At 72.0% G+C, this 26,983-nt stretch carries 24 protein-coding genes; 8 read left to right on the forward strand and 16 right to left on the reverse strand.

Going from position 1 to position 26,983, the window contains the following annotated elements; translation table 11 throughout:
- Position 1: 1 nt before the first annotated feature.
- The gene (locus SNOUR_RS36820) at positions 2 to 505 is read right to left on the reverse strand and encodes a C40 family peptidase (protein WP_067355844.1); all 504 of its coding nucleotides are present in this window, start codon (positions 503 to 505) and stop codon (positions 2 to 4) included.
- A gap of 218 nt (positions 506 to 723) precedes the next feature.
- On the opposite strand from SNOUR_RS36820, the gene SNOUR_RS36825 reads away from it, so the two are divergent.
- Together SNOUR_RS36825 and SNOUR_RS36830 are read left to right on the forward strand one after the other, a co-directional pair.
- On the forward strand, positions 724 to 1,548 hold the full coding sequence (locus SNOUR_RS36825; protein ID WP_079143116.1) for an SDR family oxidoreductase: 825 nt from the start codon (positions 724 to 726) through the stop codon (positions 1,546 to 1,548).
- Between the two features lie 9 nt (positions 1,549 to 1,557).
- Positions 1,558 to 2,061, forward strand: coding sequence for a metallophosphoesterase family protein (locus SNOUR_RS36830; protein ID WP_067359095.1), 504 nt, complete (start codon positions 1,558 to 1,560; stop codon positions 2,059 to 2,061).
- 32 nt (positions 2,062 to 2,093) lie between these two features.
- Here the strand turns inward: SNOUR_RS36830 and SNOUR_RS36835 are convergent, their stop codons facing one another.
- The 4 genes from SNOUR_RS36835 to SNOUR_RS36850 all read right to left on the reverse strand — a co-directional run bounded on the left by SNOUR_RS36835 (position 2,094) and on the right by SNOUR_RS36850 (position 5,056).
- Positions 2,094 to 2,603, reverse strand: a complete 510-nt coding sequence (locus tag SNOUR_RS36835) for a mycothiol transferase (RefSeq protein ID WP_067355847.1) — start codon at positions 2,601 to 2,603, stop codon at positions 2,094 to 2,096.
- 167 nt (positions 2,604 to 2,770) lie between these two features.
- Positions 2,771 to 3,262, reverse strand: a complete 492-nt coding sequence (locus tag SNOUR_RS36840) for a hypothetical protein (protein WP_312634975.1) — start codon at positions 3,260 to 3,262, stop codon at positions 2,771 to 2,773.
- Between the two features lie 227 nt (positions 3,263 to 3,489).
- Positions 3,490 to 4,236 carry a class I SAM-dependent methyltransferase gene (locus SNOUR_RS36845; RefSeq protein WP_067355850.1) on the reverse strand — a complete coding sequence of 249 codons (747 nt, stop codon included), beginning with the start codon at positions 4,234 to 4,236 and terminating at the stop codon, positions 3,490 to 3,492.
- Between the two features lie 28 nt (positions 4,237 to 4,264).
- Positions 4,265 to 5,056, reverse strand: coding sequence for a serine protease (locus tag SNOUR_RS36850; protein WP_067355853.1), 792 nt, complete (start codon positions 5,054 to 5,056; stop codon positions 4,265 to 4,267).
- A gap of 310 nt (positions 5,057 to 5,366) precedes the next feature.
- On the opposite strand from SNOUR_RS36850, the gene SNOUR_RS36855 reads away from it, so the two are divergent.
- Complete coding sequence (locus SNOUR_RS36855; RefSeq protein WP_067355855.1) at positions 5,367 to 7,328, forward strand: APC family permease; 1,962 nt, start codon at positions 5,367 to 5,369, stop codon at positions 7,326 to 7,328.
- Between the two features lie 18 nt (positions 7,329 to 7,346).
- Here the strand turns inward: SNOUR_RS36855 and kdpB are convergent, their stop codons facing one another.
- Positions 7,347 to 9,536: a potassium-transporting ATPase subunit KdpB gene (kdpB, locus tag SNOUR_RS36860; RefSeq protein ID WP_312634978.1), complete on the reverse strand. Its 2,190-nt coding sequence runs from the start codon at positions 9,534 to 9,536 to the stop codon at positions 7,347 to 7,349.
- A 387-nt stretch (positions 9,537 to 9,923) separates the two neighbouring features.
- Here kdpB and SNOUR_RS36865 point away from each other — a divergent pair, with 387 nt between their 5' ends.
- Positions 9,924 to 11,786 (forward strand): glycoside hydrolase family 15 protein, encoded by a 1,863-nt coding sequence (locus SNOUR_RS36865; protein WP_067355857.1) that lies wholly within the window; start codon positions 9,924 to 9,926, stop codon positions 11,784 to 11,786.
- 28 nt (positions 11,787 to 11,814) lie between these two features.
- Here the strand turns inward: SNOUR_RS36865 and SNOUR_RS36870 are convergent, their stop codons facing one another.
- Together SNOUR_RS36870 and SNOUR_RS36875 are read right to left on the reverse strand one after the other, a co-directional pair.
- Complete coding sequence (locus SNOUR_RS36870; RefSeq protein WP_079143118.1) at positions 11,815 to 12,552, reverse strand: hypothetical protein; 738 nt, start codon at positions 12,550 to 12,552, stop codon at positions 11,815 to 11,817.
- 268 nt (positions 12,553 to 12,820) lie between these two features.
- Complete coding sequence (locus tag SNOUR_RS36875) at positions 12,821 to 13,732, reverse strand: alpha/beta fold hydrolase (protein WP_067355859.1); 912 nt, start codon at positions 13,730 to 13,732, stop codon at positions 12,821 to 12,823.
- Between the two features lie 112 nt (positions 13,733 to 13,844).
- On the opposite strand from SNOUR_RS36875, the gene SNOUR_RS36880 reads away from it, so the two are divergent.
- The gene (locus tag SNOUR_RS36880; RefSeq protein ID WP_067355862.1) at positions 13,845 to 14,606 is read left to right on the forward strand and encodes a TetR/AcrR family transcriptional regulator; all 762 of its coding nucleotides are present in this window, start codon (positions 13,845 to 13,847) and stop codon (positions 14,604 to 14,606) included.
- Positions 14,607 to 14,719: 113 nt separating this feature from the next.
- On the opposite strand, the gene SNOUR_RS36885 is transcribed toward SNOUR_RS36880, so the two are convergent.
- The 4 genes from SNOUR_RS36885 to SNOUR_RS36900 form a co-directional block, all read right to left on the reverse strand.
- Complete coding sequence (locus SNOUR_RS36885) at positions 14,720 to 15,637, reverse strand: alpha/beta fold hydrolase (RefSeq protein WP_312636216.1); 918 nt, start codon at positions 15,635 to 15,637, stop codon at positions 14,720 to 14,722.
- 27 nt (positions 15,638 to 15,664) lie between these two features.
- A complete protein-coding gene (locus SNOUR_RS36890) occupies positions 15,665 to 15,913 on the reverse strand; it encodes an acyl carrier protein (RefSeq protein ID WP_067355866.1) in 249 nt (82 codons plus the stop codon).
- 65 nt (positions 15,914 to 15,978) lie between these two features.
- On the reverse strand, positions 15,979 to 17,019 hold the full coding sequence (locus tag SNOUR_RS36895; protein ID WP_067355868.1) for a beta-ketoacyl-ACP synthase III: 1,041 nt from the start codon (positions 17,017 to 17,019) through the stop codon (positions 15,979 to 15,981).
- A 148-nt stretch (positions 17,020 to 17,167) separates the two neighbouring features.
- Complete coding sequence (locus SNOUR_RS36900) at positions 17,168 to 17,800, reverse strand: GNAT family N-acetyltransferase (protein ID WP_067355871.1); 633 nt, start codon at positions 17,798 to 17,800, stop codon at positions 17,168 to 17,170.
- A gap of 199 nt (positions 17,801 to 17,999) precedes the next feature.
- Between SNOUR_RS36900 and SNOUR_RS36905 the strand changes: the two genes are divergently transcribed.
- Positions 18,000 to 20,489 (forward strand): ATP-dependent Clp protease ATP-binding subunit, encoded by a 2,490-nt coding sequence (locus SNOUR_RS36905; RefSeq protein ID WP_067355873.1) that lies wholly within the window; start codon positions 18,000 to 18,002, stop codon positions 20,487 to 20,489.
- A 7-nt stretch (positions 20,490 to 20,496) separates the two neighbouring features.
- Here SNOUR_RS36905 and SNOUR_RS36910 read toward each other — a convergent pair whose 3' ends face one another.
- Genes SNOUR_RS36910 through SNOUR_RS36920 form a run of 3 tightly spaced genes read right to left on the reverse strand, consistent with a single transcriptional unit; the run spans position 20,497 to position 23,366 of the window.
- Complete coding sequence (locus SNOUR_RS36910) at positions 20,497 to 21,723, reverse strand: cytochrome P450 (protein ID WP_067355875.1); 1,227 nt, start codon at positions 21,721 to 21,723, stop codon at positions 20,497 to 20,499.
- A 52-nt stretch (positions 21,724 to 21,775) separates the two neighbouring features.
- The gene (locus SNOUR_RS36915) at positions 21,776 to 23,143 is read right to left on the reverse strand and encodes an NAD(P)/FAD-dependent oxidoreductase (RefSeq protein ID WP_067359099.1); all 1,368 of its coding nucleotides are present in this window, start codon (positions 23,141 to 23,143) and stop codon (positions 21,776 to 21,778) included.
- On the reverse strand, positions 23,133 to 23,366 hold the full coding sequence (locus SNOUR_RS36920) for a ferredoxin (protein WP_067355878.1): 234 nt from the start codon (positions 23,364 to 23,366) through the stop codon (positions 23,133 to 23,135). Before SNOUR_RS36920 ends, SNOUR_RS36915 begins: the two co-directional genes overlap by 11 nt.
- Before the next feature lie 551 nt (positions 23,367 to 23,917).
- On the opposite strand from SNOUR_RS36920, the gene SNOUR_RS36925 reads away from it, so the two are divergent.
- A complete protein-coding gene (locus SNOUR_RS36925) occupies positions 23,918 to 25,123 on the forward strand; it encodes an acyltransferase family protein (RefSeq protein ID WP_312634987.1) in 1,206 nt (401 codons plus the stop codon).
- A gap of 125 nt (positions 25,124 to 25,248) precedes the next feature.
- A complete protein-coding gene (locus tag SNOUR_RS36930) occupies positions 25,249 to 25,464 on the forward strand; it encodes a hypothetical protein (protein WP_312634989.1) in 216 nt (71 codons plus the stop codon).
- 57 nt (positions 25,465 to 25,521) lie between these two features.
- Here the strand turns inward: SNOUR_RS36930 and SNOUR_RS36935 are convergent, their stop codons facing one another.
- Positions 25,522 to 26,754, reverse strand: coding sequence for an FAD-dependent oxidoreductase (locus SNOUR_RS36935; protein ID WP_067359101.1), 1,233 nt, complete (start codon positions 26,752 to 26,754; stop codon positions 25,522 to 25,524).
- Positions 26,755 to 26,983: the final 229 nt, after the last annotated feature.

The following is a 26,983-nucleotide window of genomic DNA, read 5'->3' on the forward strand; positions in this document are numbered from 1 at the left end:
GTCAGTGGGCCAGCAGGGTGTACAGCGCCATCGGTGTCACATAGCCGGGCCAGCGGCCGTCCGAGAACAGATGGACGTCCGCGTCCTGGTAGCTCTGATCGACGAGCTGGGAGCAGATCATGTGCCGGGTGCTGGCCACATAGCGGCGCAGCCCCGGAACGGGCACATGGAGCCGGTGGGTGGCGATCGCCAGGTAGTCGAGGAAGCTGTAGGGCACGCCCACATAGCGGTCGGCCGCCACGCAGATCTTTTCGCGCTGCTGCTCGGTGAGCTGCTTCGGGCAGACGTAGAGCACATCGGAGCCGTCGTACTCGCTGAGCGACCGGATGCGCGCGCCGCCCGGCTCGGCCTCCAACAGCCGCTCGCCGGGCAGGACCAGGAAGGTGTGTTCGTAGTCGGCGAAGCCGTCACCGTTGATCCACTGGCCGAAGCGGATCAACCGGCCGGTGACCCCGGATATCTGGGTGAGCCCGATGTCACCGGGCAGGGGTTGGGTGTGCTTCATGAGCGGCTCCTGGGAGCGTTGAGAAGCGGATTCCCCCGGGTGATACCCGGTGTTGGGGCGTCCGCACCGCTGTGGTGGGGCCCGTTGGCCCGCCGGCCGCGCAGGTCGGTGGAGGGGAGTGACACCGGGGATTGATGGTGCTTCTGTTACCGGAAGGGGTAAACGTCCCGGGACGACCACGGGGGGACGCCAGCGACGACGAGGAGCACGACACCATCATGGCCACCGGCAGCAGCCACACCCCGGCGACCTCGGACCGCCCCCCGCACCCGGCGCCCACCGCGCCCGACCGCACCCCGCTCGCGGGCGGCGTCGCGCTGGTGACCGGTGCCTCCAGCGGCATCGGCGCCGCCACCGCACTGGCATTGGCCCGGGAGGGCTGCTCCCTCGCGCTGGTCGCCCGCCGCGCCGACCGTCTGCACGCGTTGACGGAGACGATCGGCGCGCAGGACAGCGGCCCGGCCCTCGTCCTGGCTGCCGACCTCGGCGACGGGGAGCAGCCGCACCAGGTGGTCCGGCGGACCGTGCAGCACTTCGGCCGCCTGGACGTGCTGGTGAACAGCGCCGGTTACGGCGCCCGCGCCGCGGTCGAGGACAGCGACCCCGAGGACTGGGACCGGATGGTCGACCTCAACCTCAAGGCCGTCCTGCGGATGTCGCACGCCGCGCTGCCGCACCTGCTGCGCGCGGCGGACTCCGGGCCGCGCGGCGTCGCCGACCTGGTGAACGTCAGCTCGGTCGCCGGCCGGGTGCCCCGCAAGGACAACAGCGTCTACTCCGCCACCAAGCACGCGGTGTGCTCCTTCAGCGAGGCCCTGCGCCAGGAGGTGACCGGTCGTGGCGTGCGCGTCGGACTGGTCGAACCCGGCATGACCACCACGGAGATGACCGTCGGCGGACAGGCCGCATCGGCCCACGGCCTGCCCGAGGACACCTGGCTGCATGCCGAGGACATCGCCCGCGCCATCGCCTTCATGGTCACCCAGCCGGCCCGCGTCGCCGTCAACGAGATCACGGTCCGGCCCACCGCCCAGGAGCGCTGACCCGTGTCGCTGCGACTCCTGCTCACCTCCGACACGCACGTCCCCCAGCGCGCCAGGGCCCTGCCGCCGCGGCTGCTGGACGCGATGGCGCGCGCCGACGTCGTCGTGCACGCGGGGGACTGGACCGACGCCGCCACCCTGGACCTGCTGCAGGCCCGCGCCCGCCGCCTGATCGCGGTATACGGCAACAACGACGGTTCGGAACTCCGCGCCCGGCTGCCGGAGGTGGTCGACACGGACCTGGACGGACTGCGGCTGGGCGTGGTGCACGAGACCGGCCCCGCGCAGGGCCGGGAACACCGCTGCGCCGATCGCTTCCCCGACCTCGACGTGCTGGTCTTCGGCCACAGTCACATCCCCTGGGACACCACGGCGGAGACGGGCCTGCGCCTGCTGAACCCCGGTTCCCCGACGGATCGCCGGCGGCAGCCCTTCTGTACGTACATGACCGCGGAGGTCGCCGACGGCCGGCTCACCGGCGTGGTGCTGCACCGCCTGCCGCTCCGGCGGTGAGCCGGGCCGCGCCACCCCGGGCGCCCGCCGGCTCACCTGCCCAGCAGGCCCCGCACATAGGCCGCCTGGCCGGCGTGCTGGAGATCGTCCGCGATCACGCTGACCAGGCGGACGCCCAAGGTGACCGGCGGCGACCAGTTCCGGTCGACGACCCGGTCGAGGTCCTTCACGCCGAGCGTGCCGAGGTGGCGCACCGTGTTCTCGTGCACCGCCGTGTGATAGCCCGTCAGCAGCTCGGCGCGCAGCCCCCGCACCTTCGCCACGTCCTTGCGGGAGTGCCCGTAGCCGGTGTCCTCCTCGGCGAACGGCAGCCCGTACGCCTCGTACCACTCGTCCGTGCTCCAGATCTGCTCGGTGCCGGCCACCCCCGCGACATGGTCGTCCTGCACCCGGGTGAGATGCCAGACCAGCCAGGCGATGGAGTTGCCGCGCCCGTCGGGGCGGGTGGCGAGCTCCTCGGGGCCGAGGCCGTCGACCACCTCCTCGACGACCTCGCGGATCCGGCCGAAGGCGTCGACGAGCAGGGCGGTGCTGGCGGACATGGCGGCTCCGTACGGTGGGGGACGGCCGGTGACTGAGGCGGGCCCATCGTCGCAAGTAGGGCCCGGGGCCGCCGCCCGGCGCACCGCCACGGACCGTCGCTCCGCCGCATGGCGGAGGCCCGGCGCCGATGTTCGGCGCCGGGCCTCGGCGGGTGGGTGACGGAACGTCAGGACCGCGCGGACCGGATCGCGAGGGTGTCGAGCAGGGCCTGCACCGGCCGCAGCGCACGGTCGCCGGGGCCGACCACGGAGAGGATGCGGGGGAGCGGCTCCACCACGCGGACCAGCCGACCCGCCCGGAGGTAGGGGTTGGGGTCGCGCAGCGCGGCCTCCAGGGCGGCCCGGGTCCAGTACGTCCGGGCCAGGCCCAGCGCCCAGCGGTGCTCGTCGTCGTAGGGCAGCCACCGGCCGGTGGTGTAGGCGTCGGCGAGGTCGTGGGCCTGACGGGACATCATCTGCCAGCTGAAGTCCTCCTCGATCAGCTCGCGGCGTCGGCGACCGGGGCGGTCCTCGCTGCACGGTGCACAGAGCCGTACCTGCCGCTGCGGGCCGATCGGGGGGCGCACCGCCAGGGCGGGCGGGTGGAGGGTGGGGCGTCGGTGATGGCACAGGTCGCAGGCGGCCGCGCCCGTGGTCGAAGGGTCCGGATATGAACTCACGAAGGACTCAACGACGCAATCGTGACCGGGTGGCGTGGCTCCTGCGTGGCGAACTCCGGCGGCGGTGCCGGGTCGTGCTGAGGCATGTCAACCACTTTATCCGGCCCAGGAGTTGGGCAACGGCTGCCCGCACGACAGTCACAATTGGGCATGTACACGTTCTGTTCATCCCGGGGTGCTCCCCGCACGGACCACCCCGGCGGTGCCGTGCCGCCCTGCCCGGTCGCTCAGCCGGCCGCCGGACCCGACCGGGTCGCCACCACCAGTCGGCCGCGCGGACTGCCGTCCGCCCGCCGCCCCCACTCCGGTACCGGCCGCAACTCCACCGCGAACCCGGCCCGCGCCAGCTCCGCGCTCACCTCGGTCAGCCGGAAACCCCGGTAATACATCACGAACCGCGGCCGCCACAGCGCGTTGCGGACCCGCATCGCCGCATCGAAACCCAACAGCGCCCAGTACAGCGGCGACCCCGGCCGCGCGGGCGCCAGCACCGGGAACACGAACCGCCCACCGGGCCGCAACACCGACCGCACCTGCTCGAACAACACCGGCCGCTCCCGCGGCAGGAAGTGCCCGAACGCCCCGAAACTCACCACGACGTCGAAGACCGGCCCGAACGGCAGCGCCCGCGCGTCCGCCCGCACCCACTCCACCCGGGGGCCGCCCCCGCCGGGCGCCCGCTCGCGGTCGCGCCCCACCGCGAGCATCCCGGCGCTGATGTCGACCCCGGTCACCCGCTCCCGGCACACCTGCCGGAGCACGCCCACCCCCGCGCCCGTGCCGCAGCACAGATCCAGGCCGCCGGCGAACGGGCCGAGCTCCCGCAGCTCCCGCACGACCGGATCCAGCACCGCCGCCGGCGTCCGGAACGGTGTGCGGTCGAACTTCGGGGCCAGCAGGTCATAGCCCCGCTCGACGGACGACAACGCCTGCACGGCGAGCTCACGGAACGTAGGACCCTCGGGTGCGAACACCGCGTCAGCATAGGCGCCCGGGCCCGCCCTACGGCCGGGTGATGTACGCGTGGATCGACGGATCGCTGACCTTGGTGTAGACGCCGGGATGCCCGGGCGAGGCGCACCCCGTCCCCCATGACGCGATCCCCGCCAGATACCCGTCCACCACCAGCGGGCCCCCGCTGTCGCCCTGGCACGCGTCCTTGCGCCCGCGCTCGTAGCCGTAGCACGTCATCCGCGGGGTGATCGAGGATGTCCCGTACGCCCTCTTGCAGTACGTGTCGCTGAGCTTGGGCACATCGACCCGCCGCAGCCGCTCCGGCAGTGCGCCGCCGTCCCGCGTCGCACCCCAGCCGGTGACCGTCGCCGGTGTGCCGGTGATCGGCTCCCTGCCCTCCGGCAGCAGCGGAACCGCGCGCACCCCGGCCCCGAAATCCAGCGGGGACGCCAGCTCCAGCACCGCCACGTCGTAGTCGATCGTGGCCGCGTTGAACTTCGGGTGCCGCAACACCCGCGCCACCGGCACGATCTGCCCGCCCGACCCGCGCACGCTGCTGCCCGCCTGGACGCTCAATGAGTCCGGCGGCGCCCCCACGGTGCAGTGCGCCGCGGTCACCACCGCATCGGCGCGGATGATCGAACCACCGCAGATGTGTCCGCCGCGGCTGCGCAACGACACCTGCCACGGCACGTCCCGCACGTCCGCGTTCCGCCCGCCCACGATGCGGGTGTCCGGCACCACCGGACCGCCCGCCGCCGTCGCCGGTGGAACCGGCGTCAGCACCGCACCGCACACCGCGACCGCTGCCGCCCCTCGCCGCAGCCATGACCGTGCCATTCCGCCTCCCGCATCCGAGTCGGCCCGGACCCCTCCTCGTCAAGCGATCCTCGACGACGGCGCGGCGCACCGGGGCGAAGTGCCGGCTCATTCCATCGATGTGGTGGTAACCGGCCGGGTGGTGTTTGGGCGCGCGCCCATGCCCCCTACGGGCCCGCCGACGCGGTGCCGGCCCCGCCGCGCGTTCCCTCTCCCCGAGACACGATCCGCCCGCGCCCTCGAACACCACGGCGAGGACCCCGGAAGTGCGTACGCTGAACCAGCCGCCTCACGATGGCCGGATCCTTTCGGTTTACGACAGGAGCACACGATGGCCGCCTCCGTCCCTGCCGGTAGCGCCTCCAAAGCCACGCCGCGGCAACGCCTGCGCGCCTGGATGCTGCAGGGCCTGGCGGACATGGGCAAGCACCAGCACGCCGAACCGCCCTCCGCCCACCACGGACAGCGCTGGTGGCGCGTGATGTGCCTGACCGGTGTCGACTACTTCTCCACCCTCGGCTACCAGCCCGGCATCGCGGCCCTGGCCGCCGGTCTCCTCTCGCCCGTCGCCACCCTCGTCCTGGTCGTCGTCACCCTCGCCGGCGCACTCCCCGTATACCGCCGCGTCGCCACCGAGAGCCCGCACGGCCAGGGCTCCATCGCCATGTTGGAGCGGCTGCTGTCCTTCTGGAAGGGCAAGCTGTTCGTCCTCACCCTCCTCGGCTTCGCGGCCACCGACTTCCTCATCACCATCACCCTGTCGGCCGCCGACGCCGCCACCCACCTCGTCGAGAACCCGCACGTCCACAGCGTGCTCCAGGGCCGCCAGATGATCGTCACGCTGATCCTGATCGCCCTGCTCGGCGCGGTCTTCCTCAAGGGCTTCCTCGAAGCGATCGGTGTGGCCGTCGTGCTGGTGGGCGGCTACCTCGTGCTCAACGCCGTCGTCGCGGTCGTCGGCGTCTGGCACGTGGTCACCGCCGAACACGTCGTCACCGACTGGTCCCGGGCACTGACCACCCAGCACGGCAGTGTTCCGGCCATGATCGCGGTGGCCCTCGTCGTCTTCCCCAAACTCGCCCTCGGCCTCTCCGGCTTCGAGACCGGCGTCGCGGTCATGCCGCACATCGAGGGCGACCCCGACGACACCGAGGAACGCCCCACCGGACGGATCCGCGGCGCCAAGAAGCTGCTGACCACGGCCGCCGTCATCATGAGCATCTTCCTCATCATCACCAGCTTCGTCACCACCCTCCTCATCCCCGCCCCCGCCTTCAAACCCGGCGGAGCCGCCAACGGCCGTGCCCTGGCCTATCTCTCCCACGAGTACCTCGGCTCCGCCTTCGGCACCGTCTACGACGTCGCCACCATCGCCATCCTCTGGTTCGCCGGCGCCTCGGCCATGGCCGGCCTGCTCAACCTGATGCCGCAGTACCTCCCGCGCTACGGCATGGCGCCCAGCTGGGCCCGCGCGGTCCGTCCCATGGTGCTCGTCTTCATCGCCGTCGCCTTCCTGGTCACCTGGATCTTCGACGCCGACGTCGACGCCCAGGGCGGCGCCTACGCCACAGGCGTCCTCGTCCTCATCGCCTCCGCGGCGATCGCCGTGACCATCGCCGCCCACCGCGCCGGGCAACGCGGCTGGACCATCGGATTCGCCGTGATCTCCGTGGTGTTCCTCTACACCACCGTCACCAACGTCATCGAACGGCCCGACGGCGTGAAGATCGGTGCCTGCTTCATCGCCGGCATCATCCTGCTCTCCTTCACCTCGCGACTCGCCCGTGCCTTCGAACTCCGCGTCACCGAGGTCATCCTGGACGACACCGCGGCACGCTTCGTCCGCGACATCGCCCAGCGCCGCATCCGCTTCATCGCCAACGAGCCCGACCAGCGCGACTTCGCCGAATACCGAGACAAGGCCCAGCAGATCCGCGCCGACAACGACATCCCGCCCGAGGACGACCTGGTGTTCGTCGAGGTCACCATCCGCGACCCCTCCGAGTTCGAGAGCGCGCTGCACGTCCACGGCCACGTCATGCACGACCGCTACCGCGTGCTGTGCCTGGAGGGCTCCACCGTCTCCAACGCCCTGGCCGCCCTCCTGCTCTACGTCCGGGACACCACCGGGCGACGCCCGCACATCTACTTCGAATGGACCGAGGGCAACCCCTTCGCCCAGTTCCTGCGTTTCTTCCTCTTCGGGCAGGGCGAGGTCGCCCCCGTCACCCGTGAGGTACTGCGCGAGGCGGAACCGGACCGCGACCGACGACCACGGGTCCACGTCGGCTGAACCGCGGACCCGTCACCGTCACCCCAGCCCCGGAATCCCCGAGATCAGCAGATCGATCAGCTTGATGCCGACGAACGGCGCCACCAGCCCGCCCAGTCCGAAGAACGCCAGGTTGCGGCGCAATAGGTCGTGGGCGGACGCCGGCCGATAGCGCACCCCGCGCAGCGCCAGCGGAATCAGCGCCACGATCACCAACGCATTGAAGATGATCGCCGAGGTGATCGCCGACGTCGGGCTGTGCAGTCCCATCACGTTCAGCGCCGCCAGCCCCGGATACGTCCCCGCGAACATCGCCGGAATGATTGCGAAGTACTTGGCCACGTCATTGGTGATCGAGAACGTGGTCAACGCGCCCCGGGTGATGAGCAGTTGCTTGCCCACCTCCACGATCTCGATCAACTTGGTCGGGTTGGAGTCCAGATCCACCATGTTCCCGGCCTCCTTGGCGGCGGAGGTGCCGGTGTTCATCGCCACGCCGACGTCCGCCTGCGCCAGCGCCGGCGCGTCGTTCGTCCCGTCGCCGGTCATCGCCACCAGCCGGCCACCCGCCTGCTCCCGGACGATCAGAGCGAGCTTGTCCTCCGGCGCGGCCTCCGCCAAGTAGTCGTCCACCCCGGCCTCCTGGGCGATCGCCCGCGCCGTCAGCGGATTGTCGCCCGTGACCATCACCGTCCGGATGCCCATCCGGCGCAACTCGGCGAACCGCTCCCGGATGCCGTCCTTCACCACGTCCTTCAGGTGCACCACGCCCAGCACCCGGGGCCCCTGCCGGTCGTCCATCGCCACCAACAGCGGTGTCCCCCCGGACGCGCCGATCGTGTCGCTGAACATCCGCGCCTCGGCCGGTACTTCGCCGCCCCGCTGCGCCACCCAGTCGATGATCTGCGCGGCCGCGCCCTTGCGGAGCACCACCTCGCCCGGATACTCCGACGGCCGCCCCGGCGCGCCCTCGGGCGTCGCCGCGGACCCACTCGCACCGTCAGCCCAGCGCAGATCCACCCCGCTCATCCGCGTCCGCGCGCTGAACGGCACATACCGGATGAAGGCCAGCTCGCCCTCGGCCGGCGCCCGCAACCCGTACTTCTCCCGGGCCAGCGCCACCACCGACCGCCCCTCGGGCGTGGTGTCCGCCAACGACGAGAGGGCGGCGGCATCCGCCAGCGCCAGCTCGTCCAGCCCCGGCAGCGGAACGAACGCCACCGCCTCCCGGTGACCGAGCGTGATGGTGCCGGTCTTGTCGAGCAGCAGGGTGTTGATGTCCCCCGCGGCCTCCACCGCACGGCCCGACATGGCCACCACATTGCGCTGCACCAGGCGGTCCATCCCGGCGATCCCGATCGCCGACAGCAGCGCCCCGATGGTCGTCGGGATCAGGGTCACCAGCAGGGCCACCAGCACCGCCGTCTGCTGGGCGGCGCCCGCGTACGTCGCCATCGGCTGCAGCGTGACGACCACCAGGAGGAAGACGATGGTCAGCGCGGCCAGCAGGATGTGCAGCGCGATCTCGTTGGGCGTCCGCTGCCGGGCGGCCCCCTCCACCAGCGCGATCATCCGGTCCAGGAACGAATGCCCGGCCCGCGACGTCACCCGCACCACGATCCGGTCCGACAGCACCATGGTCCCGCCCGTCACACCGGAGCGATCACCGCCCGCCTCGCGGAGCACCGGCGCCGACTCCCCGGTCACCGCGGACTCGTCGACGCTCGCCACCCCCTCGACCACCTCGCCGTCCGCCGGAATCGGCTCACCCGCGGCCACCACCACGAAGTCGAACGGCCGGAGATCGGACGCCGGAACGATCTCGGTCACGGCACGGTCCAGATTGACGCCCACCCGCCAGTTGTCCCGCAGCCGCCGGGCCGTGAGATCCGTCCGGGCCCGGCGCAGCGACGCCGCCTGCGCCCTGCCACGGCCCTCCGCCACCGCCTCGGCGAGCTGCGCGAACAGCACCGTCAGCCACAGCCACCCACTGATCACCCAGCTGAACACCGACGGGTACAGCACCGCGGACAGCGTGGTCAGCAGGGATCCGCAGGCCACGACGAAGAGCACCGGATTCCTGGCCAGTACCCGCGGATGCAGCTTGCGCAACGCCTCCGGCAGGGCCGTCAGCAGTACCCGTGGATCGAACAGCCCGGCCGGCGCCCGTCGTCGCCGTCCCCGGTGGCCACCGGCCCCCGACCCGCCACGGGCGGGCACACCGCCCATGCGGTCCGTCGGAGCCTGCGGCGCGAGAGGGGAAACGCGGGACGGGGCAGGAGGCATGCGCATGCTTTCTGGAGGGACGGGCGTGGGGGAGCGACCGGGAGACGCCGGCCCCCGGTCGCGGACCTGAGGCATGGGGCACCGAACGGCCTCCGACCTGCGCGTCCGCCGTCCGCGGCCGTCTCCCGGCCGGGACCGAATCTAGGGCCTCGTCCACCGGCCAGGCCCCGCCCGTGGACGGAATTTGCGGCTCTCTTACGGCTCTGGCCACGCCTTGTCGCCGACGGCCCGCGGACCGGCCCGGTCGCCGGGCGGAGGGGCGGTGGCGGGCCGCCCGGAGTTAGCCTGAATCCACTGCTCCTGCTCGTCCCCCAGCGCAGGGGAGGTCCGATGACGACGCCCACGGGGCTCATGGCGACACCCACCGCGAGCCTGCGCACCACCCGAGCCGACGCCCCCCGCTACGTCCCGATCGCCGAACACGGCCTGATCGGCGACATGCGCACCGCGGCCCTCGTCGGCACCAACGGCACCATCGACTGGTACTGCTGCACCCGCTTCGACGCGCCCAGTGTCTTCGCCGCGATCCTGGACGCCGACCGCGGCGGGGCCTTCCAACTCGCCCCGGACGTGCCGACCCGCACCAAGCAGTTCTACTTCCCCGACACCAACATCCTGATCACCCGCTTCTTCGCCGACCACGGCGTCGGCGAGGTCCAGGACTTCATGCCGATCGTCGACGACTCCCGTGAGGCGGACCGACACCGGCTGATCCGGCGGGTGCTCTGCGTCCGAGGATCCCTGCCGTTCTCGGTGCGCGTGGCGCCCCGCTTCGACTACGGCCGGCAGCGGCACACCGTCCGCCCCCACCACCGCGGCCTGACCGTCTTCGACTCCCCGGAACTCTCCCTCGCCCTGACCTCCAGCGTGCCGGTCGAGATCGACGGGTCCGACGCCCGCTGCTCCTTCACGCTCGCCGAGGGCGAGTCCGCGGTCTTCGCGCTCGACCGCATCGGTGAAGGCGTGGAGCCCCGGTTCTGCGCCGTCCAGGAGGCCGAGCAGCTCTTCGGCGCCACCGTGCGCTACTGGCGCGGCTGGCTCTCCCACTCCCGCTACCGAGGCCGCTGGCGGGAGATGGTGCACCGCTCCGCGCTCACCCTCAAGCTGCTCACCTACGCGCCCACCGGCGCCATCGTCGCCGCCCCCACCACCAGCCTGCCCGAGCAGATCGGCGGCGAGCGAAACTGGGACTACCGCTACGTCTGGGTGCGGGACGCCGCCTTCTGCATCTACGCCCTGCTCCGCCTCGGCTTCACCGACGAAGCGGAATCCTTCGTGCGCTTCCTCTCCTCGAAGATCTGTCTGAAGGACTGCGCCCACGGCCCGCTGCAGATCATGTACGGCATCGACGGCCGCAGCGAACTCCCCGAAGTGGAACTCCGGCACCTGGAAGGCCACTTGGGATCCGCGCCGGTACGCATCGGCAACAACGCCGTCAACCAGCTCCAGCTCGACATCTACGGCGCGCTCATCGACTCCCTCTACCTCTACGACAAATGGGGACAGCCGCTCTCCAGCGACCACTGGGACGCCGTCTGCAACCTGGTGAACTGGGTCTGCGACAACTGGGACCAGCCGGACGAGGGCATCTGGGAGACCCGCGGCAAGATCCAGAACTTCCTCTACTCGCAGTTGATGTGCTGGGTCGCCCTCGAACGGGCCATGCGGATCGCCCGCCACCGCGGACTGCCCGCCGACATGATCCGCTGGGGACGGGAGCGCGACGCGATCTACCGACGCATCATGCAGCGCGGCTGGTCCACCGAGCGCCGGGCGTTCGTCCAGCACGAGGGCGACGACGTGCTGGACGCCGCGGTCCTGATGATGCCGCTGGCCAAGTTCATCTCACCGACCGACCCCAAGTGGCTCTCCACCCTGGACGTCCTCGGCGAGGAACTGGTCTCCGACTCCCTGGTCTACCGCTACGACCCCAAGGCCAGCCCCGACGGACTCCGGGGCGAGGAAGGCACCTTCTCCATCTGCTCGTTCTGGTACGTGGAGGCACTCTCCCGCGCGGGCCGGGTGGACGAGGCCCGGCTCGCCTTCGAGAAGATGCTCACCTACGCCAACCACGTCGGCCTCTTCGCCGAGGAGATCGGCCGCACCGGCGAACAGATCGGCAACTTCCCCCAGGCGTTCACCCACCTGGCACTGATCAGCGCGGCGTTCAACCTCGACCGGGCCCTGGGCTGACCCGCGCCCGTGGCGGCGCGTCGCCCGCTCAGGCGTCGCCGGGCAGCAGGTGCTGGTCGACCTGCCGGAACGCCCAGCTGCCCTTGGCATGGGTGAACACCCACACCAGGTCGAAGCGGTCGGGCCACTCGTCGGGGACGCCGCTGCCGGAGGCGCCGAGCGCGGAGACGATGTCGGGGATGCGACTGTGCTCCCAGCAGATCAGCACCGGCCCGGTCGCGGACAGGGCGGTCTTCGCGAGGGCGTCCTCCTCGGACTCGGCGAACTCGGTGTCGACCTTCAGGCCCATGTGGTGGGCGAGCGGGGTGACGGTCTGTCGCATCCGGTGCGCACCGGCGTTGGGGCCCTGGTCGGTCGCGGCGTAGATCGTCCGGGGGCGCTCGATGCCGGACGGGAGCTTCTGGCCCGCCGGCGGGTCGAAGAGCTTGGGCAGCGCGTTGGCCCGGTCCCAGCCGCGCCGGGTGAGCGACTTGTGGTCCTCGTGGCCGTGCTCGTCGATGCCGGGGTGGTGCTTGTCGGGCTTCTCGCCGTGCCGGATGATCATGATGACGGTGGAGTTCCCCGGCGTGGGCTTCCCCGCGCCGTGCGGGCTGAGCGACGCGGCGGTCCCCTTCTTCCCGCCGCAGGCCGCGAGCACCGCCGGGGCCGCCGCGGCCAGCCCCGCCAGCACCCAGCGGCGACTGACCGCGGGGCGACCGGCGGCAGGGGGCGGGGCGGCGGCAGAGGTGTGGGGGGAGTCGTCCTCGGAGATCCTCGAATTCGGCATATGCGCAGTCTCCTTCGTGGCAGGGAAGGGTGGGGGGTGGTGCTGCGGCAGTAGAGCACGCGTCGCTGAGGAAGCCCGCCGAATGGTGGTGCTCAGGTGCAGACGGGCCGGCGGGGTCGCGGGGCGTGGGTCCCGAGCAGTCCACAGGGCCCGGCGGGGCGCCCGCAAGAGGGCGTGGCCGGCGCCCCGGGGTGGCGCACACCGAAGAGGACGACTCCGGCGGGAGCGCGATCGGTGCCCCGCTGCAGGCGGTGCCGGTCGGTTCCGGTCAGCGGTCGGCGAGTTGACGTACGTGGTGGGCCACGTCCCGCCACACCGGTTCCGGCAGCCCGTGGCCGACGCCGGGCAGCGGGACGAAGCGTGCGCCCGGTATGCGGGCCGCGACCGTGCGGCCGGCCGACGGCTTGACGAGGGGATCGTCCAGGCCGTGCAGGACCAGGGTCGGCGCCGTGATGCGCTCGATGGCGGGGCCGTGCCACTGCGCGCCGATCTGGCGGCTCTGGCTGCGGGCGTCCAGGACACCCGCGTCGGGCGCGCTGACGAGCCTGGCCCGGAGGGCCGGCTCGTCGAAGGGGTGGGCGGGGGAGTGGAGCAGACGGGCGAGCGCCACGCCGGCCTCGATGTGCCCTTCGGGGGTGGGCGGGTGGTTCATGCGGGCGAGCCGGGCGAGGGTGCGCAGCCGGATGTGGCGCATGGCGCCCAGTCCGGCACAGTCGCCGGGAACGGCCGACACGGTGGTGAGCGTGCGCACGCGCCGGGGGTGGCGCAGGGCGATGCGCTGGGCGACCGCGCCGCCGAGGGACTGGCCGAAGAGGTGCGCGGAGTCCCAGCCCAGCGCGTCCAGTACGGCCATGGCGTCGTCGGCCATGTCCTCGGCCGTGTAGGCGGCGCCGCGCCTGCGGAGCAGGGCGGAGATGGGGTTGGCGGTGGCGGTGGGCGGCAGGTGCGTCGATTCGCCCGCGTCGCGCTGGTCGTAGCGGGCGACCGTGAACCCCTCGGCGGTCAGTGCCCGGGCCAGGCCGGTGGGCCACCACTGCCGGGAGACGCCCAGGCCGGTCACCAGGAGGAGCGGCTCGGCGTCGGTGTGTCCGGGCGCCAACTGGTCGTGGACGAGCCGGACTTCGCCGTTCGTCGCCCACTGGGTGGCGCTCCACGTGGGGGACGAGGTGTGGTGCTGCATCGAGTTCCCTCCCGGTAGTCGCGGTGACCGAAATACTGCGAACGATGTTCGCGGTTACGTGGTTATAGTTATCAGCAAGGAGTCGGATGAGGGAAGGGGCGGGTGAGGCTGGATGGCCGGCAAGGCGGACCGGGCGGCGGCGACGGAGACCGCGCTGGTGTGGGAGCGGCCCGAGCGGGGGACGCGGGGGCCCGCACCCGAGCGGAGTCGGGAGCAGCTCACCGAGGCCGCCATCGGGCTCGCCGACGCGGGCGGGATGGCCGCGGTGTCGGTCCGGCAGGTGGCCCGCGAGCTGGGCACCGGGCCCGCGTCCCTCTACCGGTACGTGGCCGGCCGGGACGACCTGGTGGACCTGATGGTGGACACCGCGACCGGGGAGATCGACCTCGATGCGGAGCTGACGGGGGATCCGGTGACGGACCTGGTGGCGCTGGCCACCCGGACGCAGCGGGTCCACCTGCGGCACCCGTGGCTGCTGGAGGTGCCGCCGGAGGCCCTGCGGGTGGGGCCGCGGGGGCTGGACTACCTGGAGTTCGCGCTGCGCGCGCTGGAGCCCGTCGCGGGACTGACCGGGCCGGGCAAGCTGGAGGCGGTGGCCGTGCTGAACGCCCTGGTCGCCATGTTGTCCGGTGTCGAAATCCGGGCCCGCCGGTCACCGACGGGCCGTCAGGCGGCACAGGCCGCCTACCTGGGCGCGGTGGCCGGGCGCGGCGGGCATCCGCTGCTGGCGGCGGCGCTGGCCGGCGGGGCGGCGGACGGCGCGCACCTCGGTGCCGGGGACGCCACCAGGGCCGGCGCCGGCTTCGAGCGGGTGGTCCGGCGGGTGCTGGCGGGCCTGCTCGCCCCCGATCCGCCGGCCCCGCCGGTCCGCTGACCGTCCGGCGCCGCGAACGGAGCAGGCGCGCGGGAAGGAATCTCCGGGCCTGTCCGCGAAGTCCCGCCTGGTCGCCCCTCGGAGCGGACGACGGGACTTTGCGGACAGAACGCCTAGCGCTCTCGCCGGGGCGACGTCCGCGGGTCGGTGCAGTACGGCAGGTCGTGCACCGGCCGATCGTGCAGGAAGCGCGTGACCAGGTCCGCGTACTCGGCCTCGCGCTCCAGATGGGCCATGTGGTCGGCGTCGCGGATGAGGGCGAATGCGCAGCCGGCGATGGTGGCCGCGACGGCCCGGTTCTCCTCCGGTGAACTGGCGCAGTCGTGCTCGCCGGTGAACACGAGCGCGGGGACCCCCTCGATCCCGCCCGGCGGGTAGAGGTCGGTGTCCAGGAGGCGTTCGTGGCAGGCGGCGTAGCGCAGTGCGGCGCTCTGCGACGTCCGCATCAGCTGGCGTTCCAGGAGCCGGGCGACCGCGGGCCCCTGGGCGACCTCGTTCCGGGTGGCGCCGTTGACCAGCATGTCGACGACGTTGCGGGCGTAGTCCCGGCGGGCCGGCTCGTCGGCCGGGCGGGAGCTCGCGGTGCCCACCAGTTCCAGGCCCTGGCGGACCACCGCGGCCAGCCGGGGGCCGACCCGGGGCGTGGCACCGGCGAGCAGCAGCCGGGCCACCCGGTCCGGGTGCGACTGGGCCAGGCGGTAGGCGATGGGGGCACCGTAGGAGGCGCCGAGGACGTTGACCTGGTCCATGGCCAGCCGGTCGAGGGCGTGCAGCACCGAATCGGCCAGGACCTCGAAGCCGGCGCTGGCGGCCAGGTCGCCGGCGCTGCCGGTGCCCGGCAGGTCCATCAGCACCAGGTCGGTGTGCGTGGTGAGTCGGCGTTCCAACCGTGGCCAGGAGTACATGTCCTGGAGAGCGCCGCCGATCAGGACGAGCGGCTCGGTGCCGGACCGGTGCCGGGGCATGAGGAGTCGGCACGCGTAGGTCATGTCCCCTAAGGCCAGGGGGACGAGGCGTTCGTCGGCTTCCATGGTTTCCACGGCGGCCTCCTCTTGGGCTTATGCGGTGGAGGGGAGCGAGGCGGTGTCGCCGCGGCGGGCGATGAGGTCGGCGAGGTCGGCGACGGTCGGCGCCGCGGACAGCTCGTCCTCGTCGATCACCAGCCCCAGTACGTCCTCCAGCGCCATGGACAGCACGGTGACGGCCATCGAGTCGATACCCGCCCGGGCCAGCGACGCTTCCGGGACGATCGGCTCGCCGGGCAATCCGGCCCGGGTGATGAGGAGTTCCTTCAACTGTGCGTACATGGTCACTTCCTTGGGGACGGGGCCGTCGGGGGAGTGAGGCCGTTGCGGGGTGCGCGTCGTGGTGGTCAGCGTTCGGCCTGCAGGCCGGCGGGCCAGACCAGCGTCGTGGCCGCCCAGGCGAGCCCGCTGCCGAAGGCGACCAGCAGGACGCGGTCGCCGGGGCGCAGGGCTCCTTCGGCGGCGGCGTCCGTCAGGAGCAGGGGGATGGAGGCGGCGGCGGTGTTCCCCACCGTCGCGATGTTCGACGGCACCCGCTCCGGCGGGATGCCCAGCGCGTCGGAGACGGCGGCGCTGATCCGCGCGTTGGCCTGATGGACGATCAGCCGGTCGACGTCCGCCAGGGCCCAGCCCGCCGCGGCGGCGGCCCGGGTGGCGGCGGCCGTCATGCGGCGCACGGCGTGCCGGAGCACTTCGTTGCCGCGCATCCGGACGTGCCGTTCGCTCTTCGGCGCGGCGTCCCGGCCGTCGCGGTTCCGTGAGCCGCCGACCGGGACCACGATGGCGTCGGCGCGCTCGCCGTCGCTGCCCCACACCACCTCGCCCAGCGAACCGGCCTGGCCGGGGCGTCCGGCTTCCAGGACGGCGGCGCCGGCGCCGTCCCCGAAGATCGGCGCCGTGGCGCGGTCCTCGGGGTCGATCACGGCGGACATCGTCTCGGCGCCGATGACCAGAACCCGTCCGGCCGTACCGGAACGGATGAGGCCGGCCGCGACCGTCGTGGCGTAGAGGAACCCCGAGCAGCCCGCGGCGATGTCGAACGCCGCGGCGTTGCCCAGCCCGAGCCGGGCCGCGACGTCCGGGGCGGTGGCCGGGCACGGGTGGTCCGGCGTGGTGGTGGCCAGGACGACGGCGTCCGCCTGGGTCACCCCGGCGGACCGCAGGGCGCGGGCGCCGGCCTCGGCGGCCAGGTCCCCGGTGGCGGTCTTGGGGTCCGCACGGCGTCGCACGGAGATGCCGATCCGTTCGCGGATCCAGGCGTCCGAGGTGTCCAGGTGGGCGCAGAGTTCGTCGTTGGTGACCTCGCGGGGCGGTAGCCAGGCCCCGAGTCCGGTCAGTACTGCGGTCGTGGCCGCTGGGGCCTGCGCACTGTCCTCCGACTCATACATGGATTAAATGTAATCAATCGGACGCTTGGGGTGAGTGGCGAAGGCGGCGGTGGCGTGGCGTTGGGGTGGTGTCCGGCACGGCGCGGTGGCGGTCCGCCGTACCGGACACCACTCTCAGCCTGTCGACACGGGGTGTGTCGGGCGCCGTCTACGGGCGGTAGACGCAGGCCGCGAGCCCTGAGTGCCGCCGCCAGCCGAGCGACTCGTACAGCGCGCGGCCCTCGTCGGTCGCGCCCAGGACGCCGAGCGTGGCGCCCTCGGCCAGCGCGCGGTCGGCGAGCGTCCGCATCACGAAGCCGCCCAGGCCGCGCCGGCGATGGGCCTCCTCGGTCTGTACCTGGTCGACGACCGTCGCCCGGCCGACCACGGCCATCTGTCCCTTCGCCGCGAGGTCGCCCCGTGCGTCGTGGACCCGGACGTGGATGACGTCGTCGGCGGTCGCCACGCTCGCGCGGTAGCCGGCGGGTGCCACCGGGTGCGTGGCCCGCAGGTCCGCGGCCATCAGGTGGCCCGACTCCTCCTTGTCCGCCGACCAGCCCGCCGGGAGCCACGGCTCCGCGGTCTCCGTCTCCACGGGCAACTTGAGCCAGGTGTACGGGGCGGTCACCGATGCCGCGGCGGCGCGCACGGAGGACTCGTCGGGCGCGGGCAGCACGTGGCGGCCCACGTGGTCCGGGCGGCCCACGTCGACGTAGAGCCCCCAAGGGTGCTCGACCGCCCGGGGGCGCTGACGCGAGACGACCCAGCCGGCCACCCAGGTCCTGACGAGTTCCGCCACCATCGAACCCTCCCAAGTAAGTGGTACTCAATGGCAGTGAATATTACTTGTTCGGACGGGTGTGCGAAAGTCCGTTTGTCGCGGCGGACCGTCCCTCCGGTCGCTGCCCTCCGCGACCCGGCGAAGAATTGGCCGGGTACGGGCAATAGACGACGGCAGGCGGCGCACCACCAAGGCGCTGCGCGCCGGACGGGTGGTTACGGTGACGACTTCGCCCTTCGGGTCCAGCGACCCGTTCTCCGACCTCTTCGACCGCTTCTTCGGCATGAGCCCGGCGGCCTCGCCCCCGGCCGTCCAACGCGTCCCCATCGGTCGACTGCTCAGCGACTCCGCCCACGAACTGCTCGCCGCGGCGGGCAGCCGCGCCGCCGAGGACGGCTCCGACCTCGACACCGTCCATCTGCTGTGGGCCGCCACCCAGGTGCCCGCCGCCCGGCAGATCCTGGAACAGGCCGACGCCGACCCCGACCAACTGGCCGAGGACATCGGCCGACGACTGCCCTCCGGCACCGGCAACGGAGAGCCCGCGCTCACCCCCGCGGCCAAACGCGCCCTGCTCGCCGCCCACGCCCGCTCCCAGGCCGCCGGAGCCTCCTACATCGGCCCCGAGCACATCCTCGCCGCGCTCCTGGAGGACCCCCACTCCGGCCTCACCCAGGCCCTCGGCGCCGAGGGCGCCCTGGACGGCGGCGCCGGCCGCACCGCCCGGCAGCCCGCCCAGGGCGGCCACGGCGACACCCCGACCCTGGACGCATACGGGCGGGACCTCACCGACGAGGCGCGCGGCGGGAAACTCGACCCGGTCGTCGGCCGGGCCGCCGAGATCCAGCAGACCGTCGAGGTGCTCTCCCGGCGGACGAAGAACAACCCGGTCCTCATCGGCGACCCCGGCGTCGGCAAGACCGCGATCGTCGAAGGGCTCGCCCAGCGGATCGTCGCCGAGGAGGTGCCCAAGGCCCTCCGCGACCGTCGGGTGGTCTCCCTCGACCTCGCCGGGATGGTCGCCGGCTCCAAGTACCGGGGCGAGTTCGAGGAGCGGCTCAAGAAGGTGATCGACGAGGTCACCCGCTCCGAGAAGGGCATCATCCTCTTCCTCGACGAACTCCACACCGTCGTCGGCGCGGGCGGCGGGGGCGAGGGCGCCATGGACGCCGGCAACATCCTCAAACCCGCCCTGGCCCGCGGCGATCTCAGCGTGGTGGGTGCGACCACCATCGACGAGTACCGCAAGCACATCGAGAAGGACGCCGCCCTCGAACGCCGCTTCCAACCGGTCATGGTGCCCGAGCCCAGCGTGGCGGAGACCGTCGAGATCCTGCGCGGCCTCCGGGACTCCTACGAGGCCCACCACCAGGTGCGCTTCACCGACGAGGCGCTCGACGCCGCGGCCTCCCTCTCCGACCGCTACATCAGTGACCGCTTCCTGCCCGACAAGGCCATCGACCTGATGGACCAGGCCGGTGCCCGGGTGGGACTGCGCAGCCTGGACGGCCCCAGCGCGACCGCCGACATCGAGGAGCGGCTCACCAAGCTCCGCCGGGAGAAGGACGAGGCGGTCAGCACCGAGGACTACGCACGCGCCGCCGAACTCAAGGAACGCGTCCGGCAGGCCGAACAGGAACTCGCCGACGTCGACGAGGAGCGCGAACAGGCCGCCAGCGTCACCACCGAGGACATCGCCGAGGTGCTCTCCGCGCGCACCGGCATCCCCGTCTCCCAACTCACCGAGACCGAACGCGACCGGCTGATGAAGCTCGAAGAGGCCCTGCACGAGCGGGTGATCGGGCAGGAGGAGGCGGTCACCGCCGTCTCCCAGGCCGTGCGCCGCAGTCGCGCCGGGATGAGCGACCCCGACCGCCCCAGCGGCAGCTTCCTCTTCCTCGGGCCCACCGGCGTCGGCAAGACCGAACTGGCCAAGGCGCTCGCGGGCATCCTCTTCGGCGACCCCGACCGGATGATCCGCTTCGACATGAGCGAGTTCCAGGAGAAGCACACCGTGTCCCGACTCGTCGGCTCCCCGCCGGGATACGTCGGCTACGAGGAGGCCGGACAGCTCACCGAGGCCGTCCGCCGCAGGCCGTACAGCGTCATCCTCTTCGACGAGGTCGAGAAGGCCCACCCCGACATCTTCAACCTGCTGCTCCAGGTCCTCGACGACGGCCGGCTCACCGACGCCCAGGGACGCACCGTCGACTTCCGCAACACCGTCGTCATCATGACCAGCAACATCGCCTCCAAGCGGATCCTGGACCACAAGGGATCCGTCGACGAGATCCGCGACGAGCTGATGTCCGACCTCCAGGCGCACTTCCGGCCGGAGTTCCTCAACCGGATCGACGAGGTCATCGTCTTCCACGCGCTGACCCGGAAGGACCTCATCAAGATCGTCGACCTGCTGCTGGAGCGCAGCCGGCGCCGGCTGCACGCCCAGCACATCGACCTCAAGGTCACCGAGCCCGCCAAGGAGTGGCTGGCCAACCGCGGCTACCAGCCGGAGTTCGGGGCCCGCCCGCTGCGCCGCACCCTCCAGAGCGAGCTCGACAACCGGCTCTCCAACATGCTCCTCGACGGCACCCTCAACCCCGGGGACACGGTGGTCGCCGACGTCGCCGACGGCCGGTTGACCGTGACCCTCGAAACGGGGCGGACCGGGGACGCAGCGACCACGGAGCCCACCGACACTGCCTCCTGACTGACAGTCAGGCGCCGGCGCCCGCCCGCACGCCCGTGGCGATCGGCAGGTGCCGGGGCCCGCGCAGGATGGGACTGTGCCGGTACGGCGGGGGATCCTCGACCAGCCGCGGACCGTCCAGGCGGCGCAGCAGTTCGGCCAGCGCGACCTGCGTCTCCACACGGGCCAGCGGGGCGCCGAAGCAGCTGTGGACGCCGCTGCCGAAGCCGAAGTGCCGGTTGTCCCGGCGGGCCGGATCGAAGTGGTCGGGGTCCTCGAACCGCAACGGATCCCGGTTGCCGGACGCGAGCATCAAGAACAGCGGCGCGCCCTGGGGGATGGTCACCCCGCCCACCTCGATGTCGGTCAGCGGCGTGCGCTGCGGCAGCATCTGGACCGGGGGCTCGTACCGCAACAGCTCCTCCACCGCCGAGGGCATCAACTCCGGCTCCCGGCGCAGCCGCTCCAGCGCCTCCGGGTGGCGCAGCAGGGTGAGCATGCCGTTGGTGATGAGGTTGACCGTCGTCTCGTGCCCCGCGATCGTCAGCAGGGTCAGCGTCGTCATCAACTCCGGCTTGTCGAGCCGCCCTTCGGGCCCGTCGTCGTGGACCAGGGCGGAGATCATGTCGTCCGCCGGGTTCGCCCGCCGCCGGTCGGCGAGGTCGCCCAGGTACGCGCCCATCGCCATCCGCGCCGCCATCCCCGCGCGCTGCTTCTCCTGGGGATCGTCGCCGGGGGAGTGGTCCAGGGAGGCGATGATGGTGTTCGTCCAGCCGCGGAGCTCGGACATGTCCTCGTGGGGGACGCCCAGCAGCCGGCAGATCACGGTGACCGGCAGCGGGTAGGCGAAGTCGTCCACCAGGTCGATCCGGTCCCGGTCCCGCAGGCCGTCGGTCAACTCCCGGGCGATCTCGACGATGTCCTCGTGCAGCGCGTCGACCCGGCCGGGGGAGTGCGGCGGGCCGAAGGGGCGCATCGCGAGCCGGCGGAGCCGGTCGTGTTGGGGGTCGTCGAGGGCGATGAAGGACGGCGGGAGGGCGTCCGGCCGAGCCGCGTCCGGCGTGCTGCGGTGCCGTACGTCCGAGCTGATGCGCGGGTCGTGCAGCAGCGCGGCGATCTCGTGGTAGGTGCCGACCAGATAGCTGCCGTCGTTCTGTTGCGCCACGCCGTGCTCGCGGAGTTCGGCGTAGAGCGGATAGGGGTCGGCGCGGTTCTCGTAGGCGTTGATCCGCTCCAGCAGGGTCTCCGTGGACATGCGCGGGGCTCTCCTCGTCAGGGCAGGGTGTCCGGTGGCGGCGGGGCGGTGGTCAGGTCATCGGCCGCAGCACGGCGAGGCGCCGGTCCGGCAGATGACCGGTGAGCGCGACCGTCGGGCCGTGCGAGAGCACCTTCGGGTCCGGGACGTCGGAGGCCACGACCCTCGGCTCCGCGGGCCGGTCGGCGGCGCCCGGCTCGGGCGGGAACGGGGCAGCGGTCTCGATCAGGCGCAGGTAGTGCTCCAGCCACTTGGCGCGGTTGACGCTGACCGCGGCGGTGATCCGGCCGCGGTAGCCGTAGACGACGACCAGCCGGCGCTCCTCGACCGAGCCCTGGGCGATGGTGACCTGGTCCGAGAAGGTCGGGACGCCGACCGACTTGATGTTCAGGCCGAACTGGCTGGACCAGAAGGCCGGCACCGCCAGGTGCGGGCGCCGCAGCGGCCCGGGGTTGACCATGTTGTGGGCCGCCACCTCCGCCTGCTCGACGGCATTGCCCCAGTGCTCCAGGGCCAACATCTGGTAATCGAAGAGCGGATGCGGGAAACGGGCCACGTCCCCGGCCACGAACACGTCGTCGGTGACGATCCCGTACATGTTGAACGCCCGGCACCCGGCGTCGCAGGCCACGCCCCGCGGGCCCGCGGCGAGCCCCGAGCCGTCCAGCCACTCGGTGTTGCGGACCGCGCCCAGCGCGACCACCGCGACCTCGGCGTCGATCCGGCTGCCGTCGGAGAGCTCGGCGCCGGTCAGCCGCCCGTTGCTGCCCAGGAGCGAGGTCACCGTCACTCCGCAGCGCAGATCGACGCCGTGCGCGCGCTGCAACCGCGCGGCGAACGACCCCAGCGTGCCGCCGAGCGCCCCGACCAGCGGTGCCGGCCCGCGTTCGGCGACGGTGACCGCCAGGCCGCGCTCCCGGCAGGCGGAGGCGATCTCGGACCCGGTGAACCCCGCCCCGATGACCAGGACCCGGCGCGGCCCGGCGTCCAGGCGCTCGGCGAGCCGGCTCGCGTCATCGACCGTCCGCACGGTCAACACGCCGTCCAGTCGGGCCTCTTCGGGGTGCGGCCAGGGACGGGCGCGGGTCCCGGTCGTGATCAGCAGCCGGTCGAACGGCAGTCGCTCGCCGTCGGCCAGCAGCACCTCCTTCGCGGCCGGGTCGAGGCCGCTGGCGCGCACCCCCAGCTTCCACCGCGCGTCCACCGGACGGCGGGCCGGCAGGCCGACGTCCGCCGCGGGCACCCGGCCCAGCAGCACCTGCTTGGACAGCGGCGGGCGGTCGTACGGCGGATGCGGCTCGTCGCCGACCAGGGTCAGTTCCCCGGTGAAGCCCTCCTCCCGCAGCGTCTCGGCCGCCCGCAGCCCGGCCAGGGAGGCGCCGACGATGACGATCCGCCCGCTCTTGAATTCACCGGACATCGGCACCGGCCCCCGTCCCGGCGCCCGCGCCGGCCTGTTCGCCGACGAGGATGGCCTGCACCGGGCAGGCCGCCGCGGCCCGGCGCACCCGCTCCGCCTGTTCCGCAGGCGGCGCCGGGGCGTAGAGCAGCGCTTCCTCGCCGTGCAGTTCGAACACCTTCGGGGCGAGGAACACGCACTGCGCGTACCCCTCGCACCGGTTGAGGTCGACCACGATCTGCATTCCGCACCCATTCCTCCGCACGAGCCGTCGCTTCCGTCCTACTCGCCCTCGGCGGGCGGCGCGGGTGGTGGTGGGCCGGAGGGGTGTGCACGGGGAGTGAGGGGCGGGTGGTGCGGACCGCCGCCTCCGGGCGTCGGCCGGAAAACCGCGACGACCACCGCGGCCGGATTTCCCGGCGGCCGGTGAATATGCCCCGAACCCTTATGGCGCAGCATAGAAATACCGGACATCGGGAAGGTTGCGGAGGGCTGAAGCATCGGGGAACCACCGTGCCGGGGCACGGGGATCACGGCGGATCCAGGTGTTCCGGAGGTGTTCTCCGGAAACTTCCGACCGGGGGTCGGACAGCCGGATCACCGGGTGGCCGATATCCGTATTGACCCGTATTGTTCAGCGGTATCCATCATCGGTCGAAACGTGAATCACGTAACGTCTCGCGCGGAGTGCCGGAAAAATTTTTGCGATCATTTCAACCGAACTTGCCTTCCCCGTCCCGAGTATGAGATGGGATTGGGGTGGAACGTTGCCCTACGAACTGTGAGGAATCTCGGATGCCCTTCGCTGTGCCTGGAACTCTGGCCGCACCAGGGAAGGGGCACGGGAAATCCAGACTCTATGTCCTGGACGGTCTACGCCTGGTGGCGGCGTTGATGGTCCTGGCGTACCACTACATCACCCTCCGTGATGGCTGGGGCAATGATCCGCACGCGATCTCGCCGACCCTCTACCACGTCTCCCAATTCGGTTGGCTGGGTGTCGAAGTCTTCTTCCTGATCAGCGGATTCGTCATCTGCATGAGCACCTGGGGGCGTTCGCTCGGCGACTTCGTCAAATCCCGGGTGTCCCGCCTCTATCCCGCGTACTGGGTCGGGGTCCTGCTCACCGCGGCCGTGCTCACCATCTGGCCGCACGTCCGCAGCGCGGACAACCTGGAGACGGTGCTGACGAACCTCACCATGCTCCAACAGGGCGTGGGAGTCTCCGACCTCGACGACGTCTACTGGTCGCTCTTCATCGAGCTGAAGTTCTACCTGCTCTTCGCCCTCGTCGTGTACCGCGGTGTCACCTACCGCAGGTGTGTGCTCTTCTGCGGATTGTGGACGGTGGCCGGAGTCGTCGCGCTCAAGGCCAACAGCAACTTCCTGTCGGTATGGGCCATCGCCCCCTACTCGCCCTACTTCATCGCCGGCATCGCCTTCTACCTGATGCACCGCTTCAAGCCCACCCTCCTGCTCTGGGCCATCGTCGCGGTCGAATTCCTGCTGGCCCAGCACTACGTCCGCGGTCGCCTGATCATGAACGTCGGAGCCAAGGCGAGCATGGCGCACGGCTGGCCGGCACGGGTGGGCGTCATCCTGGCCTTCGCGGTGATGGCGGCCATCGCCCTCGGGGTATTCGACAAGGTGCAGTGGCGCTGGCTGGTGACCGCCGGTTCACTGACGTACCCGCTGTACCTCCTGCACATGTACATCGGATTCACCCTCATCGACGTGCTGCGCAAGCACGTGCCGGCGCCCGTCCTGCTGCTCGCCATCGTCGCCTTTATGCTGCTGCTTTCCTACGCGGTACACCGCCTGGTGGAACGGCCCCTGGGTAAATGGCTGCGGGACGGAATTCAAAAGGGACTCCAGGAAATGCGCCGGAATTCCAAGAGTCAGGCGGCATCGGAATCCGATACCGGCCGACGAGACCCGGAAGGCCCGTCGAACGCCGTCGTCGACACGTATCGGGTGGGAACGCAACGGCCGTCCCGGTAATCCCGGGCCGGCGCCCGGCCGCACCCCGCTGATTGCCAGCCCGCCATGACACCGGGCACCCTTGCGTCATGTCAAACGTACGACTCGAGGCATGGATCGGCGGGGAGTGGCTCGAGGTGGGCGCGGTGAGCGTCACCGTAGAGGACTCCGCGCTGACCCTGTCCTTCGAGCAGCAGCGGACCGAGGCCGGATACCGGAGCATGATCTGGGAGCCGCTGGAGCACTTCCTGCGGGAGTACCGCGACGAACCGGTCGTCGTGGTCCCGCGGGGCCGCACCTTGCCGGTGATGTACGCCCCAGGCGGGGCGGGACCTTTCCGGCTGGCGGAGGTGACGGACTGAGCGACAGACGGAAGCACGGCGCTTCAGGGCCGTGTGCCGGGGTCCCCGGCGCACGGCTCACCGCACCGACTCGGCCGGTGGGCGCTCGCGCAGCGCGCCGTAGGCGAAGAAGTACGCCGGAGCGTGGTTCAGCCACCGCGAGGTGGTGAGCCGCTCGGCGACCCGCCGCGCCCGCCGAGGATCGCCGAACGGCGGCTGGCCCGCCAGCACCGGCTCGACGACCCGGGAGTGCGCGAACCGCTGCAGCGCCTGCGTCAGTACCGTGGTCGGCCACCTTCGGCGCTGCACCGCGCGGACGTCCCGCAGGCCCACCGCTCCGGCCCGCAGCGGGCCGACCAGATGCCGGGCCGTGGCCACCGCGTCCTGCACGGCGAGGTTGATGCCGATCCCGAAGATCGGCGACATCGCGTGTGCCGCGTCGCCGATGCACAGCAGCCCCGGACGGTGCCAGCGCCGCAGCCGGTCGAGCCGGACGTCCAGCAGCTTCACCTCGTCCCAGGAGTCCAGTGCCCGCACCCGGTCGCCGAGCCAGGGGGCGGCCGAGGCGTAGTTCACCATGAACGCCTCCAGGCCGGCGGCGCGCCGCTCGGCGTCCGAGCCCTTGGGGATCAGCGCCGCACACTGCCAGTAGTCCCCGCGGTCGATGTTGGCGGCGAGCAGCCGGTCCCCGGCACCGCCCACCAGCCCGTGTGGATCGCCGTCGTGCCGCGGCAGTCGGAACCACCAGGCGTCCATCGGGCACCTGAACGTCCGCAGCCCGAGCTCGGGCAGGGACCGGGCGAGCGAACCCCGGCCGTCGCAGGCCACCGTGAGCGTCGCCCGCAGCACACCGGTCCGACCGGCGGCCGTGCGGTAGCGGACGCCCGTCACCCGACCGCGTTCCTTCAGGAACGACGTCACCTCGGTGTCCATCCGCACGGAGAACGACGGCTCGCGCCGGGCCTCGTCGACCAGCAGGTCGAGCAGGTCCCACTGCGGCACCATCGCCACGTAGTTGAAGCGGCCGCCCAGCGCGGCGAGGTTCCCCACGGTCGTCAGCGAACCGTCCGGCCCGATCGGCAGTTGGACCGACGTCACGCGCCGCTGCGGCAGCCTGGCGAACCGCTCGCCGAGTCCCAACTCGTCCAGCAGTGCCAGCGTCGAGGGGTGCACGGTGTCGCCCCGGAAGTCACGCAGGAAATCCCCGTGCTTCTCCAGGACCGTCACCGCCACCCCGGCCCGCGCCAGCAGCAGCGCGAGCACCATCCCGGCCGGTCCACCGCCCACCACACAACATGTCGTCCGCTCCACCACAACCGCTCCCTTCCACCACGTCCCGGGCCCGGCGCTTGCGCAGCCACCAGCACAGATACCCGGGATCGCGGCGGACATCAGCCGAGGTTCCCCCCATTCGCCGAGTGCGGCACGTCGCACCGTATCTGCCATATCGCCTTTTTGCCGCGCTTGTTGGGAACGCGTCCCATCAAATCCGCCTCTAGTGGGGTGTGGTCCGATCGGGCCACACCAAGGGGAGGAAAGA

Source organism: Streptomyces noursei ATCC 11455, from assembly GCF_001704275.1.
GTDB classification, from domain to species: Bacteria; Actinomycetota; Actinomycetes; order Streptomycetales; family Streptomycetaceae; genus Streptomyces; species Streptomyces noursei.

Coding starts and splice junctions, on each gene's coding strand:
- SNOUR_RS36820 (WP_067355844.1), bottom strand. CDS start 505: ATGAAGCACACCCAACCCCTGCCCGGTGACATCGGGCTCACCCAGATA.
- SNOUR_RS36825 (WP_079143116.1), top strand. CDS start 724: ATGGCCACCGGCAGCAGCCACACCCCGGCGACCTCGGACCGCCCCCCG.
- SNOUR_RS36835 (WP_067355847.1), bottom strand. CDS start 2,603: ATGTCCGCCAGCACCGCCCTGCTCGTCGACGCCTTCGGCCGGATCCGC.
- SNOUR_RS36850 (WP_067355853.1), bottom strand. CDS start 5,056: ATGGCACGGTCATGGCTGCGGCGAGGGGCGGCAGCGGTCGCGGTGTGC.
- SNOUR_RS36855 (WP_067355855.1), top strand. CDS start 5,367: ATGGCCGCCTCCGTCCCTGCCGGTAGCGCCTCCAAAGCCACGCCGCGG.
- kdpB (WP_312634978.1), bottom strand. CDS start 9,536: ATGGGCGGTGTGCCCGCCCGTGGCGGGTCGGGGGCCGGTGGCCACCGG.
- SNOUR_RS36865 (WP_067355857.1), top strand. CDS start 9,924: ATGACGACGCCCACGGGGCTCATGGCGACACCCACCGCGAGCCTGCGC.
- SNOUR_RS36870 (WP_079143118.1), bottom strand. CDS start 12,552: ATGCCGAATTCGAGGATCTCCGAGGACGACTCCCCCCACACCTCTGCC.
- SNOUR_RS36875 (WP_067355859.1), bottom strand. CDS start 13,732: ATGCAGCACCACACCTCGTCCCCCACGTGGAGCGCCACCCAGTGGGCG.
- SNOUR_RS36880 (WP_067355862.1), top strand. CDS start 13,845: ATGGCCGGCAAGGCGGACCGGGCGGCGGCGACGGAGACCGCGCTGGTG.
- SNOUR_RS36885 (WP_312636216.1), bottom strand. CDS start 15,637: ATGGAAGCCGACGAACGCCTCGTCCCCCTGGCCTTAGGGGACATGACC.
- SNOUR_RS36890 (WP_067355866.1), bottom strand. CDS start 15,913: ATGTACGCACAGTTGAAGGAACTCCTCATCACCCGGGCCGGATTGCCC.
- SNOUR_RS36895 (WP_067355868.1), bottom strand. CDS start 17,019: ATGTATGAGTCGGAGGACAGTGCGCAGGCCCCAGCGGCCACGACCGCA.
- SNOUR_RS36900 (WP_067355871.1), bottom strand. CDS start 17,800: ATGGTGGCGGAACTCGTCAGGACCTGGGTGGCCGGCTGGGTCGTCTCG.
- SNOUR_RS36910 (WP_067355875.1), bottom strand. CDS start 21,723: ATGTCCACGGAGACCCTGCTGGAGCGGATCAACGCCTACGAGAACCGC.
- SNOUR_RS36915 (WP_067359099.1), bottom strand. CDS start 23,143: ATGTCCGGTGAATTCAAGAGCGGGCGGATCGTCATCGTCGGCGCCTCC.
- SNOUR_RS36920 (WP_067355878.1), bottom strand. CDS start 23,366: ATGCAGATCGTGGTCGACCTCAACCGGTGCGAGGGGTACGCGCAGTGC.
- SNOUR_RS36925 (WP_312634987.1), top strand. CDS start 23,918: ATGCCCTTCGCTGTGCCTGGAACTCTGGCCGCACCAGGGAAGGGGCAC.